The sequence below is a fragment of the Providencia sp. PROV205 genome (assembly GCF_028479505.1).
In the GTDB taxonomy this organism is placed as follows: Bacteria; Pseudomonadota; Gammaproteobacteria; order Enterobacterales; family Enterobacteriaceae; genus Providencia; species Providencia huaxiensis.
In genome coordinates, this window is record NZ_JAMPNU010000001.1 from 332,384 (window position 1) to 349,198 (window position 16,815).

The following is a 16,815-nucleotide window of genomic DNA, read 5'->3' on the forward strand; positions in this document are numbered from 1 at the left end:
CACAAATCTGTGTTGATGGGCTGTATATTATTTTGATTTTAGTGGCTAACTGCGGTTAACCACTGGGTAATAGCTGGATATTATTTACCAGAAATATCTACAGTGGAATGACGAGAACGGGTCGGGTGATATCGTCGAGTAAACTACGAGTCACCGAGGTATTAAGCCAGCGCCCAAGTGAAGAAAGATGACGATGAGAAATGATTAATAACTCACAATTATACTTTTCCATTTTCTTGGGGATGGTATTGATAGGTGTACCCGCCGCGAGTAGCCCTTCGGCTTTAAACCCCATGTTGTTTAAGGCGGTTGTGACTTCTTTTAACTGTTTTTGTGCCAAAGCTTCTTCTTTTTGCGCGGCAGGGTATTCATCCCACTCATCACTCTCTTTAGTTAATCCAGTACGGCTTAGTGCAAAGGTATTATCAACAACAGTTAATACAATGACATTGCTGACGCAGCCAGCCATGCGTTGCATAAAGCTAAGGGCATTACTGCTATTTTCAAAGCTGTCGACCGCTAACAATACATTATTAATCATGATTATTTCCTAATAAGCGACCTAAATAGCGCTCTTAAAGTTAGATTCCCCTTTCTTCCAATCCCCTTTGGCAAGCAGCGAGGTTTTGGGGCCATCCGTTCATTGATAAATTTAAAACAACCCACCATTCGGTGGGCAAAGTTGCTGAGTTCTGTGTGGTAGCCCAGTTTTGTTCATCAGCGGCTCCCATCCAGTGTATTAATGGTGACATCTGCGGACATGCCCACACGTAATGCATCCATCATCGCAGCGTGGTCGGCGTTGCTATCAAAAATAATTTTTACAGGTATACGCTGTACAATTTTAGTAAAATTACCTGTCGCATTTTCTGGGGCAACGGGGGAGAAACTCACACCAGACGCTGGCGCAATACTGTCGACATAGCCTTTCAATATTTTCCCTGGGAAGGTGTCTATACTGATATCAACAACTTGGCCGTGAGTAATATTTTCCAATTGAGTTTCTTGATAATTCGCGATGATGTAGAGCTTGTTTTGGGGAACTATGGCCATTAAGGCATCACCTGGCTTGACAAACTCACCGACACGCAAACTTTTTTTACCAATTATGCCTCCAATGGGCGCAGTAATACGGGTGTAGGAGAGGTTAAGCTCGGCCATCTCTTTTTTAGCTTGTGCTAATGTCAATTCAGCATTGCTATCGGCCTGTTTTGCTTCTAATACTTGCAACATATTTTTGGCTGCTTTTAATGATGCTTCGGCTTGTGCAACACTTGCTGTCATTGTTTGTACACGTGTGGTTGCTTGTTGTGCAGCTTGTTGTGAGCCAGCACCGGTATTTGCCATTTTGTGGTAGCGAATTTTTTCTTGGTGCGCAAATTGCAGTTCAGCTTTTGCCGATTGTAGTTGGGCTTCTGCTGCAGCGATCAAGGCTTGCTGACGTGTTAAATTGGCTTTTGCATCATCTTGACGTGCGCGAGCGGATTGCTCTTGTGCAGCCGCTTGAGAAAGTGCAACCGTGAATTCTCTAGGGTCAATGACGGCTAATAATTCACCTTCTTTAACCCATTGGTTATCTTGTACGAGAACTTCGGTCACTACGCCTGAAATTTGTGGTGAAATACGCGAGATATCTGCACGGATATAGGCATCATTGGTATTTTGGGCGGTTTTTTTAATCGCGAACTTATTAATTAATAACCCTCCCATCAAAACAGCAATAGCGGTGATAGCCAGAGCGACATTTTTATTAATTTTTAATTTGATCTTACTCATTCTAATTTCCTGATAATCAATAACTAAGCAGCGGCAACAGACCGCGGTGGGTAAATACGAGTCGGCATCACTAAAATTAGCCCGGTTAATAACAGTGCCAAACCAGAAACTAGCAAATATAGGTCTGAGCTAGCTAAAACATGCCCTTGGTTTGAGGCGAGTTTAGTGAGTTCACCGATAGAGTTTGTGGCAGTATCGCGATAAGTACTGCCGTAGCTGTCAGCAATCACGCCCGAATGGAAATCGCCTCGCTGGCGGCTTAACAGGGCGATTGCTCCCCCAGCAGCCGTTGCCGCAAAACCTTTAACGGCATTAAACCAAGCCGCAGCAAAGGGGCCATCAGTGGGCAATAACCCACCTGTTGCCATCATCAACAGCGGAATGACGGCCATGGGTTGTGCTACGGCTTGCAAGAGGGAAATCATTCTAAAGTTGTCGCCATTCCAATCAGGAGTCAGCTGCGATGCGAGAACACAAGCGGCTGCCATCAAAAGTAAACTCATGGCGAGTACCCAACGGCAATCAACTTTTGGGGTATTACAAATAATGGCAATGATAGGGAGCGTAATGAGTTGTGGAAGCGATACCCATAGCATCATGTCTGAGGTTTGTTCTAGGCGATACCCTTGAATAGCCGATAAATAGCCAGAGGTAATATTCACCAAAGAAACCATAATCAACAACACACCACCCAGGGTGATTAATGAGAACGACAGGTTTCGTTTGCCAAGTAACTGTAAATTGAAAAAGGGTAATGGGTGATACCACTCGTTTATCAAAAACAGGGCTAATAGGCCAAGGCCACCAATTAATAAAACATAAATTAATGATGAATTTAGCCAATCAAGGCGTTCCCCTTGAGAAATCCCCACAGTGAGCATGGCAAGAGCACTTCCACCCAGAAGTAAACCTCGCCAGTTAAACTGTTTGAGTCGTTCTAAGCGTAAAGGGTCTTGCGGCAAACCAAAGCCAATGCAGATGGTGGCTATCGCCATAAGAGGCAAATTCCAATAAAAATATCCACTCCATCCCCAGTGGAAGGCAAAAGCGGCTGCAGTGGCACCAAAAGTAGCACTCCAGGCAGAAACCCAGCCATAAGCCCCTAAACCTAAAACTTTAATAAGCGGAGGCATAAAACGCAGCACTACCGTCATTAACATCGGTGGGAGAGCGCCGCCAGCAAAGCCTTGTAAACTACGTATTGTCAATAGAAGGGCATAATGGTCTCCAAGCCATGGTGTAATTAACCCGCCAATCAGATAAATAGAGCACATAACAAGAGCCACACGACGTAGTGAGAATGTCGGCCAAAAGCAAGGCGTAAATCCTGAACCAATTACAAAACCGGTTACATAACAAGTGATTAACCAACTGCCAGTATCGATATTTAATGCCATTGCGCCCTGAATATCGCCTAGAGCGAATTTACTGGCGTTTTCTCCCACGCCACTCGCCATTACCGCTAAAAAAACACCAAATAGCCCCATCCATGTGCGACCACTGATCTCACTCGCGCTGGCTATCCATTTGTTTTTTTTGGGCTGCGTGATAGACGCATCAACCATTTCAAACTCCTGCTATTTAAAAATTTGTTCTGTCATTTTTCAGCAGTAGTATCTAAACTTTATTAAATTGTTTAAAATGAAATGATGTAATTAAATTATTGCATAAAACGCAATCCACTAATAAGGAGGGCTGCAAAGGGGCGAGGAGGATAAATGCCACAAAAAATTGATTTCAATTTGATTTATGCGTTGAATTTATTATTGGAAGAGGGGAGTGTAGGAGGGGCAGCCGAAAAAATGAATTTAAGTGCTCCCGCTATGAGCCGAATTTTAGGGCGAATTCGTGAGCAATTTAATGACCCGATCCTCGTCAGGGCGGGGCGTAAATTAGTACCAACACCGAGAGCGTTAGAACTAAAAGAACAACTTAGCCATATTATTGCTCAAGCAGAAGCGCTAATTGATCCTGACGAATTATTCAATCCAAAAACATTAGAAAGAACATTTGTTATTCGTGCGAATGATATTTTTATTGGTGCTTTAGGAGGCGGGTTATTAGAAAAGCTGAGGGAACTCGCTCCACAAAGCCGTTTAGTTTTTATCGCAGAAAGCGATACAGAAGATGATTCTTTGCGTAGTGGTAAGGTAGATTTGGTTATCGGTTCTTCTCGAGATTGGCACCCTGAAATTAAGGCTCAGAGCTTATTCACCAGCACTTTTCAGGCACTAGTTCGCCCAGGGCACCCGATTATCGGGCAGGTGACGCCTGAAAGTTTAACACATTTCCCGCATATCAGCGTATCACGCAGAGGGCGTACGCTTGGGCCAATTGATGACGCATTACGCGACCTTCAATTACAACGCAATGTTGTGTTGACCTTACCTAGCTTTCATTCAGCCATGATGCTAACAATGAACTCTGATTATATTTTGCCGCTCCCTCGTCATGTGCTGCAAGGGGTAAAGAGTGTTAATTTGCCGTTGGTTGAGATTGAACTTCCCTTGGAGTTAGAATCGATATTCATCGTGCAAGCATGGCATCCAAGGTTGGACAGAGACCCTGCACATCAATGGCTGCGCCAGACGATTAAACAATTTTTTCTAGAGAAAGAATAACGTTTTATTTTTATGGTAGGTGCTTAGTATCTGCTTTGGAAACACAATAAGAGTAGTAAGCAGAGCAATATTAATAAGTAAAATTTTCAGATAGATACAGATAGCAAAAAGCCCGCATTAAGCGGGCTTTTTAAATTTGGCTCCTCCAGCTGGACTTGAACCAGCGACATACGGATTAACAGTCCGCCGTTCTACCGACTGAACTATGGAGGAATTGCTTTGTTCCTGAGAACGAGGCGCATATTACCCATCCTGTTCACTGTTGTAAAGCACAAAAACGAAAAAAACAGCCAAGTGAGTGTTAAGTAATCGATTTGGTGATTATCTATCCCAATAAGTGATAGTTTTGCCCATATTATGCGGCTTATAAAAGATGCTAGAGGGTAATTGATAAAAGAGGTGAATGCTTCAATGCAGTGCAGTAGTAAGGGATATATCAAACAGAGAGCAAAAACAGAAAGTAAAGACAGATAGCAAAAAGCCCGCACTAAGCGGGCTTTTTAAATTTGGCTCCTCCAGCTGGACTTGAACCAGCGACATACGGATTAACAGTCCGCCGTTCTACCGACTGAACTATGGAGGAATTGCTTGTTCCTGAGAACGAGGCGAATATTAACGATATCATCTCAGGCTGTCAATCATAAAAACAGAAAAAATATCTAACTGTTCATTCACTGCACATTATGATGAAGTTTTACTCTAGTTAATTGATATTGAATTAATTTTGAGCCGCAAGCGTGCCAGGTAATTGCGGAGAAACTTCAGGGTAAGCGACGTGATAGATATCATAAAATGAAATCATTCCCTTTAAAGCAATTAAACGTGATATTTCTTGTTTGATAGCAGGGCTAACATCTTGTGAATCAATAATTTTGCTTATTGCATTATCAGAAACTGGTTCAGTGACAAACCATTCCCCGTTATAACAAACACGTAAATCTAGCACACCAATATCTTCAAAATGATAAACAGGCTTAATGTCAAAAAGTAGCACACTGGCTAACACAATAAAGAGGATGGTGATACCCAGAGCCCAATAAGGGCCAAAATAAGGGGCATACCAAAGAATAATGGCAAGAGGGACATAAGCTGCAACCATGCCGACACATAAATAAGGGTGATTGGCAAGAAATTGGCTATTAAAATAAGGTTTCCCATCACGGTTTTCACGTTTATTGATGGTATCCAAATCTTCGACGAGTATTTGTTTGATAATATCCATGTGTATAACTCTCTGTCAGATATCTATACTAGGAGGGTATCACGAGCAATTGAGATTGTTATATATCAGTTAAAAAAAATATTTACACAGATTGTCATCGTATCAGATAATTCTTACTGACATAGAGTGAGTTGCTGGCTTTTTAAATTAAAGTTTTCTTTAAATTATCAACTAAATGCAACGATTTTGTTAACGTTATAGTCGATAAAAGTGATGTAATCGAAAAAACGGCATATTTTTCAGGTTTGCTCGTATAAAATAGTTGCTATTATCTTTAAGTCATGAGTTAATGAGTATCGGCCTGTTTAGCAGTCCTATTTGATGTATGATTACTGAGTTAGTGTGTTCTAAAGAAAAAAGTTATCACAGATAGCCTTTGACCGTGACGCTTCATCTTGGTGTTTCCCTGATTAAATAGTTGACTCTGGCCCGTATATGCCAAAAGGCAAGTTTTTTTGATGTTATATAGGAAAAGTCAAATGTCCGACAAAATGAAAGGTCAAGTTAAGTGGTTCAACGAGTCTAAAGGCTTCGGTTTCATCACTCCAGCTGATGGTAGCAAAGACGTTTTCGTCCACTTCTCTGCCATTCAGGGCAATGGTTTCAAAACTCTGGCTGAAGGTCAGCAAGTTGAATTCACCATTGAAAACGGTGCAAAAGGCCCAGCAGCTGCTAACGTAACTGCTATCTAAGCTAATTGCTTAACTGATTTTCTAAAGCCCGTCATTTTTAATGACGGGCTTTTTCGTATGCGCTACATTTATGGTTAACTTATTTTGTTGGGAAAAGAGTGTTATGAATATTAATGACCGTGTTTATGTAAAAACAGACGGAGAAGAGCGCCGAGAAGGTACTATTTTACTTATAGAACCTTTTAATGAAGGGATAATGTATTTAATTGCATTACCTGATTACCCTGAAGGTATTTGGTTCTTTAATGAAAAAGAAGGTGATGAAGGGATTTTTGTTACGCCAGTTGAAAGATAAGTTTCAATTTAATGGACACTTTGTTCTTTACTTAATAATTTTCCCCACTTATACTCCTCCCATCTTTTACTTAGGAGATTATTACTTGGACAGTCAGAGTTGGAATAAAAACTTAATTTAATGGCAAGCCAGTAATCTTCTTTTCTTTTTGCTGCTTGCCACGACGGCGGGCGGTATCTGATGTTTCCTCATCACACTACTCCCTTATAATTGTATTTAATTAAATAGCGTATTATAGCTGTATTGAGTGTGTATCATGTTGGTATATATTTATTCTCTATTTCCTCCAGGCAATAGCTAATGGTTTTTGAGTAATTTATTTTACTCAAAATATAGCTATATGCTTTTTATTAAGCATATAAATCATTATCCAAGTTATTTTTGGAGGGATTATCATGCTTTTTTCCCCTGATATTTTAAATTTACTGTCTGCTATGTGTTTTGGTGCATTAATTGGTGCTGAGCGCCAATGGCGTCAACGAATGGCGGGTTTGAGAACGAATGCACTGGTTGCAACTGGCGCAGCCGTGTTTATTTTAAGTTCTGTAACGACATCACCAGATAGTCCCGGGCGTATTGCCGCTCAAGTGGTGTCTGGAATTGGTTTCCTTGGGGCGGGAGTAATCATGCGTGAAGGCATGAATATCCGAGGGCTAAACACTGCGGCAACACTTTGGTGTTCTGCGGGGATCGGTGTTTTATGTGGATTAGGGCAATACTCTCTGGCATTGATGGCGACGTTATTAATTTTATGCGCCAATATTTTGTTAAGAGAAGCCGCTTCACGAATTAATAAGCAACCACAACCGCAAGCACTCGATGTAGAACAACGTTATAAAATTCGTGTCATGTGCCATCAAACAGATGAAATCTTAGTAAGAACACTTATTTTACAAGCAATTAACGGATTACATATTCGGTTGCGATCGTTAAGCAGTGCAGACACATTGAAACCTGAACAGCTGGAAGTATGTGCTGAATTTCTCGCGACACCTGCCGAGCAAAAAGAAATTGAAGCATTGGTATGCAGAATAAGTCTTGAGCAAAGTGTTAGTGCTATCAATTGGAAAGTGGCATCAGAGCTACCTGCCTGATGACTTTAAATTAACTCACTATAGGAGCTGAAATGGACGACCACCCTCCGTCATGGAGATATAAATTGGAGCTATCCTACTGATAATAATTTAATTTTATTTCAGTTGGATAGCGTAAAAATCACGAGTGTTGTATTCGAGACAACGTTATGACTGAAATAAGAGAACCGCGCAAAAGCGTCAAAGCGGCTGCACGCCAAAAATTTATTGTTGGCGAACAAGCGAGTAAAAACATTGAGCAAGTGCTCAATGAATATCAAACAAATTTATTAGGCTTACCAGAGAATGAGGCAATGGATCGCCTTGTTACTGAAGGCGAAAATGAAGTTGCTCATGAAAAAGCCCCTCCAGCATGGAAACAATTGATCTCTTCTTTTAAAAATCCATTCATATTCGTACTGATTATATTAGCCATTGTGAGCTTTTTTACGGATTATGTTATTCCCAAACGTCAAGGCGAAGAAACAGATTTAACCGGGGTGATTATTATCGTCACGATGGTTTTATTGAGTGGATTTTTACGTTTTTGGCAAGAGTATCGAACCAATAAAGCCGCAGAAGCCTTGAAATCCTTAGTTCGTACGACAGCGACTGTATTTCGGCGTGATAATAAAACGGGGCGTTCTGTTCGAAAAGAGGTACCAATTAAATGCCTAGTCCCTGGGGATATTGTGTTGTTATCCGCAGGAGATATGGTTCCTGCTGATCTAAAACTTGTTGAATCAAGAGACTTGTTTATCAGCCAAGCCATTCTAACAGGGGAATCAATACCTGTAGAAAAATATGACACATTGGGTGATGTTTCAGCTAAAAGTTTAGAACCTGTATCGCCAACAGAAAATGAATTGTTAGAAATTTCAAATATCTGCTTAATGGGAACCAATGTTACCAGTGGTACAGCGCGTGGAATTGTAGTAGCAACGGGCGGAAAAACCTATTTAGGCTCACTGGCCAAATCGATTGTGGGAAGCCGTGCGCAAACATCGTTTGATCGTGGTGTGAATAGTGTCAGTTGGTTATTGATCCGTTTTATGTTAGTCATGGTACCAATTGTATTGCTTATCAATGGGTTTACAAAAGGAGATTGGTTCGAAGCGACATTATTCTCACTGGCTGTTGCCGTGGGGCTAACGCCCGAAATGTTACCGATGATTGTAAGCTCAAACTTAGCCAAAGGGGCAATCGCCATGTCGAAACACAAGGTGATTGTCAAAAGGTTAAATGCGATACAAAACTTTGGTGCGATGGATGTGCTGTGTACGGACAAAACGGGAACATTAACGCAAGATCGTATTATTTTAGAACATTATTTAGATAGTAATGGGCAGAAAAATAGTAAAATTTTGCAATTAGCCTGGCTAAACAGCTTTCACCAAAGTGGTGCTAAGAACATGATGGATCAGGCTATTATCCGTCGAGGTAGAGGTAACAGCGAAGTTGAGCAGCTAAAAGCATTCCAGAAAATTGATGAATTGCCCTTTGATTTTATTCGACGCAAATTGTCAGTAACTGTGAGAACACCGGAAGGTGAAGCCCTACTTATTTGTAAGGGAGCGGCTGAGGAAATGTTAGCTGTTTGCCAAAGTTACCAACAAGATGGTGAGCTTCATTTACTGGATGACCAAGCAAGAACAAGAATTACTGAGCTAGTGAGTGACTATAACAGACAGGGATTTCGTGTATTGTTACTCGCTACTCGTCATTTGAATAAAGCGGAAGCCAGCTTACCGCTTTCGGCTCAAGCTGAGTATCAGTTAGAATTACAAGGCATTTTAACTTTTCTTGACCCTGCAAAAGAAAGTGCAATTTCAGCTATTGCTGCACTACGTGAAAATGGTGTGACGGTTAAGGTGTTGACGGGTGATAATGCGATTATTACTGAAAAAATTTGTCATGATGTTGGTTTAAATATCAGTGAAATCATGACCGGCTTAGAGGTTGAAGAGCTGACAGACGAAGGGTTGAGCCAAAAAGTTGAACAGGTTTCAGTTTTCTGTAAATTAACACCGCTGCAAAAATCCCGTATTTTAAAACGGTTACAAGCTAATGGACATACGGTTGGTTTTCTTGGTGATGGGATCAATGATGCGCCTGCGTTACGTGATGCTGATGTGGGAATTTCAGTTGATACAGGGACGGATATTGCTAAGGAGTCTGCGGATATTATCCTACTTGAAAAAGATTTGATGGTATTAGAGCAAGGGGTGATTAAAGGACGAGAGACTTTTGGTAATATTATTAAATACTTAAACATGACCGCGAGCTCTAACTTTGGTAACGTATTTTCTGTATTAATTGCGAGCGCATTTATTCCCTTCCTACCGATGCTAGCCATTCATTTGCTCGTTCAAAACTTGCTGTATGATATTTCCCAGCTTGCATTGCCATGGGATAAAATGGATAAAGAGTTTTTAAAGCGCCCCCGCAAATGGGATGCAAAAAATATCGGCCGCTTTATGATTTGGATTGGGCCAACATCATCTATCTTTGATATTACGACTTTCGCACTAATGTGGTACGTGTTCCAAGCGAATAGTGTTGCTCATGAAGCGTTGTTCCAATCGGGTTGGTTTGTTGAAGGGTTACTTTCACAGACGCTAGTTGTTCATATGTTAAGAACACAAAAAATACCGTTTATACAAAGTACTGCGGCACTACCTGTTATGCTAACAACGGGGTTAATTATGGCTCTTGGGTTATATATTCCATTTTCTTCATTTGGTGAAATGATAGGATTACAACCGTTACCAATAGAATATTTCCCATGGCTAGCACTTACATTAGTGAGCTATTGTGTTGTCGCTCAGCTGATGAAGCAATTTTATATCAAACGTTTTGGAACTTGGTTATAAAATAGCGTTAAAAGGGGGGAGGTCCAATAACCTCTTATCTGTTTTGTTAGGTATCTAGTGTGGGTTATTTAATATTTACTGTAACTCATTAATATTCAAAAAATAAAAAGAGCCATAATGACAATGGCTCTTTTTGATCTTACAGAATAAAAAGAATAGGGCTTATTACAGACCTAAAGCAGTTTTCATCTGTTTCATTGCATCAATACCTTGTTGGCAAGCTTTATCTTGTTGATCTTTAGGTAGTGCAGCAACTTGTTTTTTACCTTCTTCCAGCTGACCTTTCATTGCATCTAGCTGAGCTTTTGCTTGCGGGTTTTCTGAAGCTTTAGCAATTAAGCTATCAACTTCAGCGAAGTAAGCATTACAAGTTTCAGTTGCACCAGCAACTTCGCCTTTTTTCTCTTCTTCCGAACAAGCAGTGATTGTCAGTGCCAATAACCCCATACCACAAGCTAAAATTAACTTTTTCATAATCAACCTTATTAAAATTATTTATTTATATAGCGAATTGAGTATATAAGAGATGTTTTTAATATCAAACGTGACAAATCCTAAAATAATATTTTAGCTAGCTAATTAAATTTTAATTTGATTAGGCTATCGTATTTTATTTGTAGGCATTCTCACTATATAACTTCATGGGTTTAGGTAAATCTTTTTTTATCATGCGGTTATGGTATCTCTTTGACTGCTCTACGTATATTTAGAGTGATTGGTGGATAACGTAATTGAAGTTAGAGAGAAAAAAGTTAAAGGCGAGTTTGCAAAAGAAGGATAGGTGGCGTTACGGTCTCTTAATTTAATAAACATATTTTTTGGCAATAATTATGCTTCAGCCATCACCATAGAATTATGTTTAATACGTGGATTTACCTATATTGAGTGCCCGTATCAGCGTTTTAATATCGAAATAACATTTTTTATATGAAATTAAATGTATTAAAAAATCGTTTATTTGTAACAAAATATTTACGGTCGAATGATACGTTTTCACTATGAAATATTTACAGAATTAATGGCTGTTCATTTAAGATGCAATTATAGATGTGAAAAGTGAGCTACTTCACAAATTTAAGAATAAAACCTTTGTATCAGTATAAGTTTGATTTTTAAATTAAATTTTCTTTGTACGCAGATGAAATTATCAGGTAGAGTCTTTGTTTTTAAGCGAACTAATATGTCAGTATCGCTTAACTAATGGTTAATGATAGGTGTACAGAGTTAACGACAACTAAGTTAATTTTGTTGACGCTAACTCAAATTCATACCAAAATTGACTCACCGTAGAAATTCGCCAAAGAGCGAGAGACGGGTTAGAATGTGTTTAACAAAGGGTAATAACTTTTCTTACTGTACATTTTTAGTGTGATCAATTCACTAAAGGTAAAGTAAGAATATATGATATGGGTTCACCATATCGCCATGCAACATAGCAGATATTATATTAATGCTATGGGCATACAATGTATGTAGCCTGATTTATCTGGTTACAATTTTATATTTAGACTTACACACAGGGCTTTACCATTATGTCTGCTTCTATTGTAAAGAAACGGCCTCTGAGTCGTTACATCAAAGATTTTAAACACAGCCAAACTCATTGTGCACATTGTCACAAGACTCTTGATCGCATCTCTTTAGTTTTCAACGATGACATCTTAAATAAAGAAGCTATCGCTGATATGACTGAATTGGTCGATGAAGGTGCCTGGGGGGAGCTGCAAGATAAATTTACTGCACTTTGTCGTTTTTGTAGTGAAATTTATTGCAATAGCAATACTGATTATTTTGATATTATGTCATTTAAACAGTATTTATTCTTACAGACTGAGATGAGCCATAGTACTGTTCGTGAATATGTTGTTCGCTTACGCCGTTTAGACGAACTGTTATCGTCCTCTAATTTTTCTATGAAAGAATTTACTGCAAGTAAAGTTCAAGATGAGTTAAGTGAGAAAATGACAGATTCCGCATTTAGTAATTACAATATTGCATTACGTAAATATGAACAGTATTTATTCTGGGAATCAGAAAAACGCAATAATTAGAATGACATATTGAAAATAAGCATCGCTATTTTCATTGTTGTTTTTAAGCAATGGTGTCCTCATGGGCACCTTTTATGTTTTTAGCGTGCAGGTATCTGGGATAGCATTTATCTGATAGGAACGATGACTGTTGTTGTTATGAGATAAATGTATTTTTAAACAAAGATACTGTGATGTATGGCCTGACCATCGTAGATAACGAGGTCAGGCTTTTTGTTTATTATCCTATTGTCATTAAGCTAGCATTACCGCCTGCTGCAGCGGTATTGACACTCAGTGAACGTTCATGAAGTAAGCGTTCAGTCAGAAGATTAATTTCACCGCGTTCGAAGCCTTGTACTGAAATAATTGGCCCTTTACGTTGTGCAACTACCGCGCAAACCTCTTTTAGCTGATCGCTATCACCATGATAAATAACGCCTTCGATTGGCTCTTTAGTTTCTATCCAGTTTTTAGTTAGCGATATGGTTTTTCTCACTTTTTCAGGCAGTGATTTGAACAGCTTCTGATGGAGCTCACTATCTGGCCATAACACCTGACAACCCGCAGAAAGTACAGCAGTTAGCTGGGTTAAACAATCTTGTTCATTATCACTAAGGCATAAAATCAAACCACGAGGGCGCAAGGTATAGGTATTTCTTTCTCCCGTTGGGCCCGGTAATACACGGGTGGTTCCTGTTTGGCTATGGCGTGTAAATAGCTCAATTACGGAAGGCGAAATAGCCGAGTTTTGTTTTTCAGACCATTGTGTAAGTGCTTCAAATGGCTCAAGTAAAATAGTTCTGGCACTTGCATCCATAGGTAAATGGCTATCTTGTCGCTCTAAAGTATTTGAAACAGCATTATCTGGGCGTTCGCTTAATAAACGGTAAAGATATAATGGACCACCTGCTTTAGGACCAGTCCCGGATAAACCTTCACCACCAAAAGGTTGCACGCCAACAACGGCACCAACCATATTTCGGTTTACGTACAGATTGCCAACTTTAGCTTTTGAAACGACTTGGTTGATAGTTTCATCGATACGAGTGTGGACACCCAATGTCAGCCCATAACCTGCAGCGTTAATTTGTTCAACGAGTGCTTCTAGCTCATCTCGTTTAAAACGCACAACGTGAAGAACAGGGCCAAAGATCTCTTTTTTCAGTTCACTTACATCATCAAGTTCTATTAATGTCGGCTTAACATAGGTTCCTTCCATTTGTTCTTGCTGATCATCATGGTTTTCAAATGCAGCTTGGAAAACAGATTTCCCTTTACTGCGCATTTTCTGAATATGTTGATCGATATTCTCTTTTGCTTCACGGTCAATCACAGGGCCAATATCGGTTGATAAATGCTCTGGATTCCCCATGCGGCACTCTTCCATTGCGCCTTTTAACATACGAATGGTTCTATCTGCGACATCTTCTTGGATACATAGAATGCGCAGTGCCGAACAACGCTGACCCGCACTATCAAATGCAGATGCGACAACATCAGTGACAACTTGTTCTGTGAGTGCAGAAGAATCAACTATCATTGCATTTAACCCGCCAGTTTCTGCAATCAGAGGGGTAGGGCGGCCTTGTGCATCTAGGCGTCCTGCAATATTACGTTGAAGTAACCCTGCGACTTCTGTTGACCCAGTAAACATGACCCCTCGAACATGAGTGTCGCCAACGAGTTGGGCACCAATGGTTTCACCTTTACCCGGTAAAAATTGCAGTACATCGCGAGGAATACCCGCTTGATGCAAAATAGATACCGCGATAGCACCGATTAATGGTGTTTGTTCAGCCGGTTTCGCGAGTACGGTGTTACCTGCTGCGAGAGCGGCAGCAATTTGTCCTGAAAATATTGCTAATGGGAAGTTCCATGGGCTAATACAGACCACAGGCCCTAAAGGACGGTGCGTATTGTTATCAAAATCATTTTTGACTTGGGTTGCATAGTAATTAAGAAAATCTACCGCTTCCCTAACCTCTGCAATCGCATTGTTGTAGGTTTTACCTGCCTCACGCACTAAAATATCTAACAGCGGCTGTAGCTGTTGTTCCATGAGATCAGCCGCACGTAATAAGATAGCAGCTCGTTCAGAAGGCGGGGTTGCAAACCAGATAGTACCTGCATCGTTAGCTGTATTTAATGCATGTTCAGCTTCTTGTTCTGTTGTTTCGCGAACGTGGCCGACAATATCTTTATGACAAGCCGGGTTAGTAATCGGTGTTGCTTCAGGTAACGCTTGCGAAGCTTGGAAATCCCCCCCTAACAGTGGTTCTGCGATTTTTTGCTGCATAGCCGCACTCAGTAGGGCACTTGATAACGAAGCCAGTCGATGTTCGTTTGATAGGTCAAGCCCCATTGAATTCACACGTTCTAGGCCGTACAGATCACGTGGTAATGGAATTTTTGGATGCGGTAAGCCAATTTGCCCTTCAGTTTTTGACAGTTCTAAAACATCTTTGACTGGGTCGGCAACTAATTCATCGAGAGGAATAGTGGCATCAGCGATACGGTTTACAAATGAAGTATTTGCGCCATTTTCTAATAATCGACGCACTAAATAGGCTAATAAAGTTTCGTGTGTACCAACAGGTGCATAAATACGGCAAGGGCGGTTTAGTTTGCCATCAGCGACTTTACCAACAACTTGCTCATAAAGTGGCTCGCCCATTCCATGTAGACATTGGAATTCGTACTGGCCAGGGTAATAATTTTTACCTGCAATTTGGTAGATAGCTGAGAGGGTGTGTGCGTTGTGCGTTGCAAATTGTGGGTAAATTAAATTGGGAACCGATAGGAGTTTTCGCGCACAGGCAATATAAGAAACGTCAGTATACACTTTACGCGTATAAACTGGGTAACCTTCTAGTCCATCCATTTGAGCGCGCTTGATTTCACTGTCCCAATAAGCACCTTTTACTAAGCGGATCATTAAACGACGTTGGCTGCGTTCAGCCAAATTTATAATTGAATCAATCACAAATGGGCAGCGTTTTTGGTAAGCCTGGATAACAAAGCCTATCCCATTCCAACCCGCAAGTTGTGGTTCAAAGCAGAGTTTTTCTAGCAAATCTAAAGAGATTTCTAAGCGGTCAGCTTCTTCGGCGTCAATATTAATCCCCACATCGTATTGATGTGCTTGTAATACGAGGGATAACAGGCGTGGATAAAGCTCTTCCATCACGCGAGAGTATTGTGCACGGCTATAACGTGGATGCAGTGCCGATAGCTTAATTGAAATACCCGGGCCTTCGTAGATACCGCGGCCATTTGATGCTTTACCAATAGCATGGATAGCCTGCTGGTAAGACACCATGTAATCTTGCGCATCTTTTTCCGTTAATGCGGCTTCCCCTAGCATATCGTAAGAATATCGGAAGCCTTTATCTTCGAGTTTGCGTGCGTTAGCGAGTGCTTGGGAGATAGTTTCGCCAGTGACGAATTGCTCTCCCATAAGGCGCATTGCCATATCAACGCCTTTGCGCACTAGTGGCTCACCACTTTTACTGATGATGCGATTAAGTGAGGTTGATAGTTTTGCTTCATTATGTGTAGAAACTAGCTTACCCGTAAACAGCAATCCCCAAGTTGCGGCATTGACAAACATTGAGCTACTTTGGCCAAGGTGTGATTGCCAATTCCCATTGCTAATTTTGTCACGGATAAGCGCATCTCGCGTTGCTTTATCAGGAATGCGCAATAAGGCCTCTGCGAGACACATTAATGCGACACCTTCTTGAGATGAAAGTGAAAATTCTTGAAGTAGACCTTGAACTAAGCCTGAACGGCCGATGCCATTTTTTTGATTACGCAGTTTTTCAGCGATTGAATACGCTAATTTATGAGCGGCTTCAGCTTGTTCTGTCGGGAGTTGTGCTTGTTGCAATAACATTGGCACAGCTTGTGTTTCAGGAATTCGGTAAGCAGAAGTAATTGCAGAGCGTTTTACAGATTGTGGTAAAATGTGCTCTGCGAAATCTAAGAATGGTTGATAGTTAGATTCAACAGTGGTGTCTTCATCAGAAGTTTGATTTTCTTTTACATCGATACCGGGTGATAGCTCTGGAAAGGCTTGGCCATTATCGAGTTGTTCTAGGTAATTATAAATAGCTTGTTTGATAAGCCAATGTGATGTGCGGTCAAGACGCTGAGCGGCATTTTTAATGCGTTCACGAGTTGCTTCATCAAGTCTCACACCCATAGTTGTAGTGCTACTCATCTTAATTC

12 protein-coding genes and 2 tRNA genes are annotated in these 16,815 nt (G+C 40.6%); 6 read left to right on the forward strand and 8 right to left on the reverse strand.

Features of this window, described 5'->3' with window-relative positions; genetic code table 11:
* Positions 1-97 precede the first annotated feature (97 nt).
* The 3 genes from PR800_RS01555 to PR800_RS01565 all read right to left on the reverse strand — a co-directional run bounded on the left by PR800_RS01555 (position 98) and on the right by PR800_RS01565 (position 3,341).
* Entirely contained in the window at positions 98-541 is a 444-nt protein-coding gene (locus PR800_RS01555; protein ID WP_102139559.1) for a universal stress protein, read from the reverse strand.
* A gap of 176 nt (positions 542-717) precedes the next feature.
* Positions 718-1,776, reverse strand: coding sequence for an HlyD family secretion protein (locus PR800_RS01560; RefSeq protein ID WP_102139560.1), 1,059 nt, complete (start codon positions 1,774-1,776; stop codon positions 718-720).
* A gap of 23 nt (positions 1,777-1,799) precedes the next feature.
* Entirely contained in the window at positions 1,800-3,341 is a 1,542-nt protein-coding gene (locus PR800_RS01565) for an MFS transporter (protein WP_102139561.1), read from the reverse strand.
* A gap of 153 nt (positions 3,342-3,494) precedes the next feature.
* On the opposite strand from PR800_RS01565, the gene PR800_RS01570 reads away from it, so the two are divergent.
* The gene (locus tag PR800_RS01570) at positions 3,495-4,397 is read left to right on the forward strand and encodes a LysR family transcriptional regulator (RefSeq protein WP_102139562.1); all 903 of its coding nucleotides are present in this window, start codon (positions 3,495-3,497) and stop codon (positions 4,395-4,397) included.
* A 137-nt stretch (positions 4,398-4,534) separates the two neighbouring features.
* Here the strand turns inward: PR800_RS01570 and PR800_RS01575 are convergent.
* The 3 genes from PR800_RS01575 to PR800_RS01585 form a co-directional block, all read right to left on the reverse strand.
* Positions 4,535-4,610 (reverse strand) — tRNA-Asn (locus PR800_RS01575).
* A gap of 294 nt (positions 4,611-4,904) precedes the next feature.
* Positions 4,905-4,980 (reverse strand) — tRNA-Asn (locus PR800_RS01580).
* A 135-nt stretch (positions 4,981-5,115) separates the two neighbouring features.
* Positions 5,116-5,619 carry a YlaC family protein gene (locus PR800_RS01585; protein WP_166266855.1) on the reverse strand — a complete coding sequence of 168 codons (504 nt, stop codon included), beginning with the start codon at positions 5,617-5,619 and terminating at the stop codon, positions 5,116-5,118.
* Positions 5,620-6,098: 479 nt separating this feature from the next.
* Between PR800_RS01585 and cspE the strand changes: the two genes are divergently transcribed.
* From cspE to mgtA, 4 genes are all read left to right on the forward strand, one after another.
* On the forward strand, positions 6,099-6,311 hold the full coding sequence (cspE, locus tag PR800_RS01590; RefSeq protein WP_004909801.1) for a transcription antiterminator/RNA stability regulator CspE: 213 nt from the start codon (positions 6,099-6,101) through the stop codon (positions 6,309-6,311).
* 103 nt (positions 6,312-6,414) lie between these two features.
* Positions 6,415-6,606, forward strand: coding sequence for a protein DsrB (gene dsrB, locus PR800_RS01595; RefSeq protein WP_181489861.1), 192 nt, complete (start codon positions 6,415-6,417; stop codon positions 6,604-6,606).
* A gap of 395 nt (positions 6,607-7,001) precedes the next feature.
* Entirely contained in the window at positions 7,002-7,700 is a 699-nt protein-coding gene (locus PR800_RS01600; protein WP_272530065.1) for an MgtC family protein, read from the forward strand.
* A gap of 149 nt (positions 7,701-7,849) precedes the next feature.
* The gene (mgtA, locus tag PR800_RS01605) at positions 7,850-10,552 is read left to right on the forward strand and encodes a magnesium-translocating P-type ATPase (protein WP_272530067.1); all 2,703 of its coding nucleotides are present in this window, start codon (positions 7,850-7,852) and stop codon (positions 10,550-10,552) included.
* Positions 10,553-10,717: 165 nt separating this feature from the next.
* Here the strand turns inward: mgtA and PR800_RS01610 are convergent, their stop codons facing one another.
* A complete protein-coding gene (locus tag PR800_RS01610) occupies positions 10,718-11,026 on the reverse strand; it encodes a DUF5339 domain-containing protein (protein ID WP_102139566.1) in 309 nt (102 codons plus the stop codon).
* Positions 11,027-12,084: 1,058 nt separating this feature from the next.
* Here PR800_RS01610 and fliZ point away from each other — a divergent pair.
* The gene (gene fliZ, locus PR800_RS01615) at positions 12,085-12,603 is read left to right on the forward strand and encodes a flagella biosynthesis regulatory protein FliZ (RefSeq protein WP_102139567.1); all 519 of its coding nucleotides are present in this window, start codon (positions 12,085-12,087) and stop codon (positions 12,601-12,603) included.
* A 220-nt stretch (positions 12,604-12,823) separates the two neighbouring features.
* On the opposite strand, the gene putA is transcribed toward fliZ, so the two are convergent.
* Positions 12,824-16,807, reverse strand: a complete 3,984-nt coding sequence (putA, locus tag PR800_RS01620; RefSeq protein ID WP_272530069.1) for a trifunctional transcriptional regulator/proline dehydrogenase/L-glutamate gamma-semialdehyde dehydrogenase — start codon at positions 16,805-16,807, stop codon at positions 12,824-12,826.
* Positions 16,808-16,815 lie beyond the last annotated feature (8 nt).

Coding starts and splice junctions, on each gene's coding strand:
- PR800_RS01555 (WP_102139559.1), bottom strand. CDS start 541: ATGATTAATAATGTATTGTTAGCGGTCGACAGCTTTGAAAATAGCAGT.
- PR800_RS01560 (WP_102139560.1), bottom strand. CDS start 1,776: ATGAGTAAGATCAAATTAAAAATTAATAAAAATGTCGCTCTGGCTATC.
- PR800_RS01565 (WP_102139561.1), bottom strand. CDS start 3,341: ATGGTTGATGCGTCTATCACGCAGCCCAAAAAAAACAAATGGATAGCC.
- PR800_RS01570 (WP_102139562.1), top strand. CDS start 3,495: ATGCCACAAAAAATTGATTTCAATTTGATTTATGCGTTGAATTTATTA.
- PR800_RS01585 (WP_166266855.1), bottom strand. CDS start 5,619: ATGGATATTATCAAACAAATACTCGTCGAAGATTTGGATACCATCAAT.
- cspE (WP_004909801.1), top strand. CDS start 6,099: ATGTCCGACAAAATGAAAGGTCAAGTTAAGTGGTTCAACGAGTCTAAA.
- dsrB (WP_181489861.1), top strand. CDS start 6,415: ATGAATATTAATGACCGTGTTTATGTAAAAACAGACGGAGAAGAGCGC.
- PR800_RS01600 (WP_272530065.1), top strand. CDS start 7,002: ATGCTTTTTTCCCCTGATATTTTAAATTTACTGTCTGCTATGTGTTTT.
- mgtA (WP_272530067.1), top strand. CDS start 7,850: ATGACTGAAATAAGAGAACCGCGCAAAAGCGTCAAAGCGGCTGCACGC.
- PR800_RS01610 (WP_102139566.1), bottom strand. CDS start 11,026: ATGAAAAAGTTAATTTTAGCTTGTGGTATGGGGTTATTGGCACTGACA.
- fliZ (WP_102139567.1), top strand. CDS start 12,085: ATGTCTGCTTCTATTGTAAAGAAACGGCCTCTGAGTCGTTACATCAAA.
- putA (WP_272530069.1), bottom strand. CDS start 16,807: ATGAGTAGCACTACAACTATGGGTGTGAGACTTGATGAAGCAACTCGT.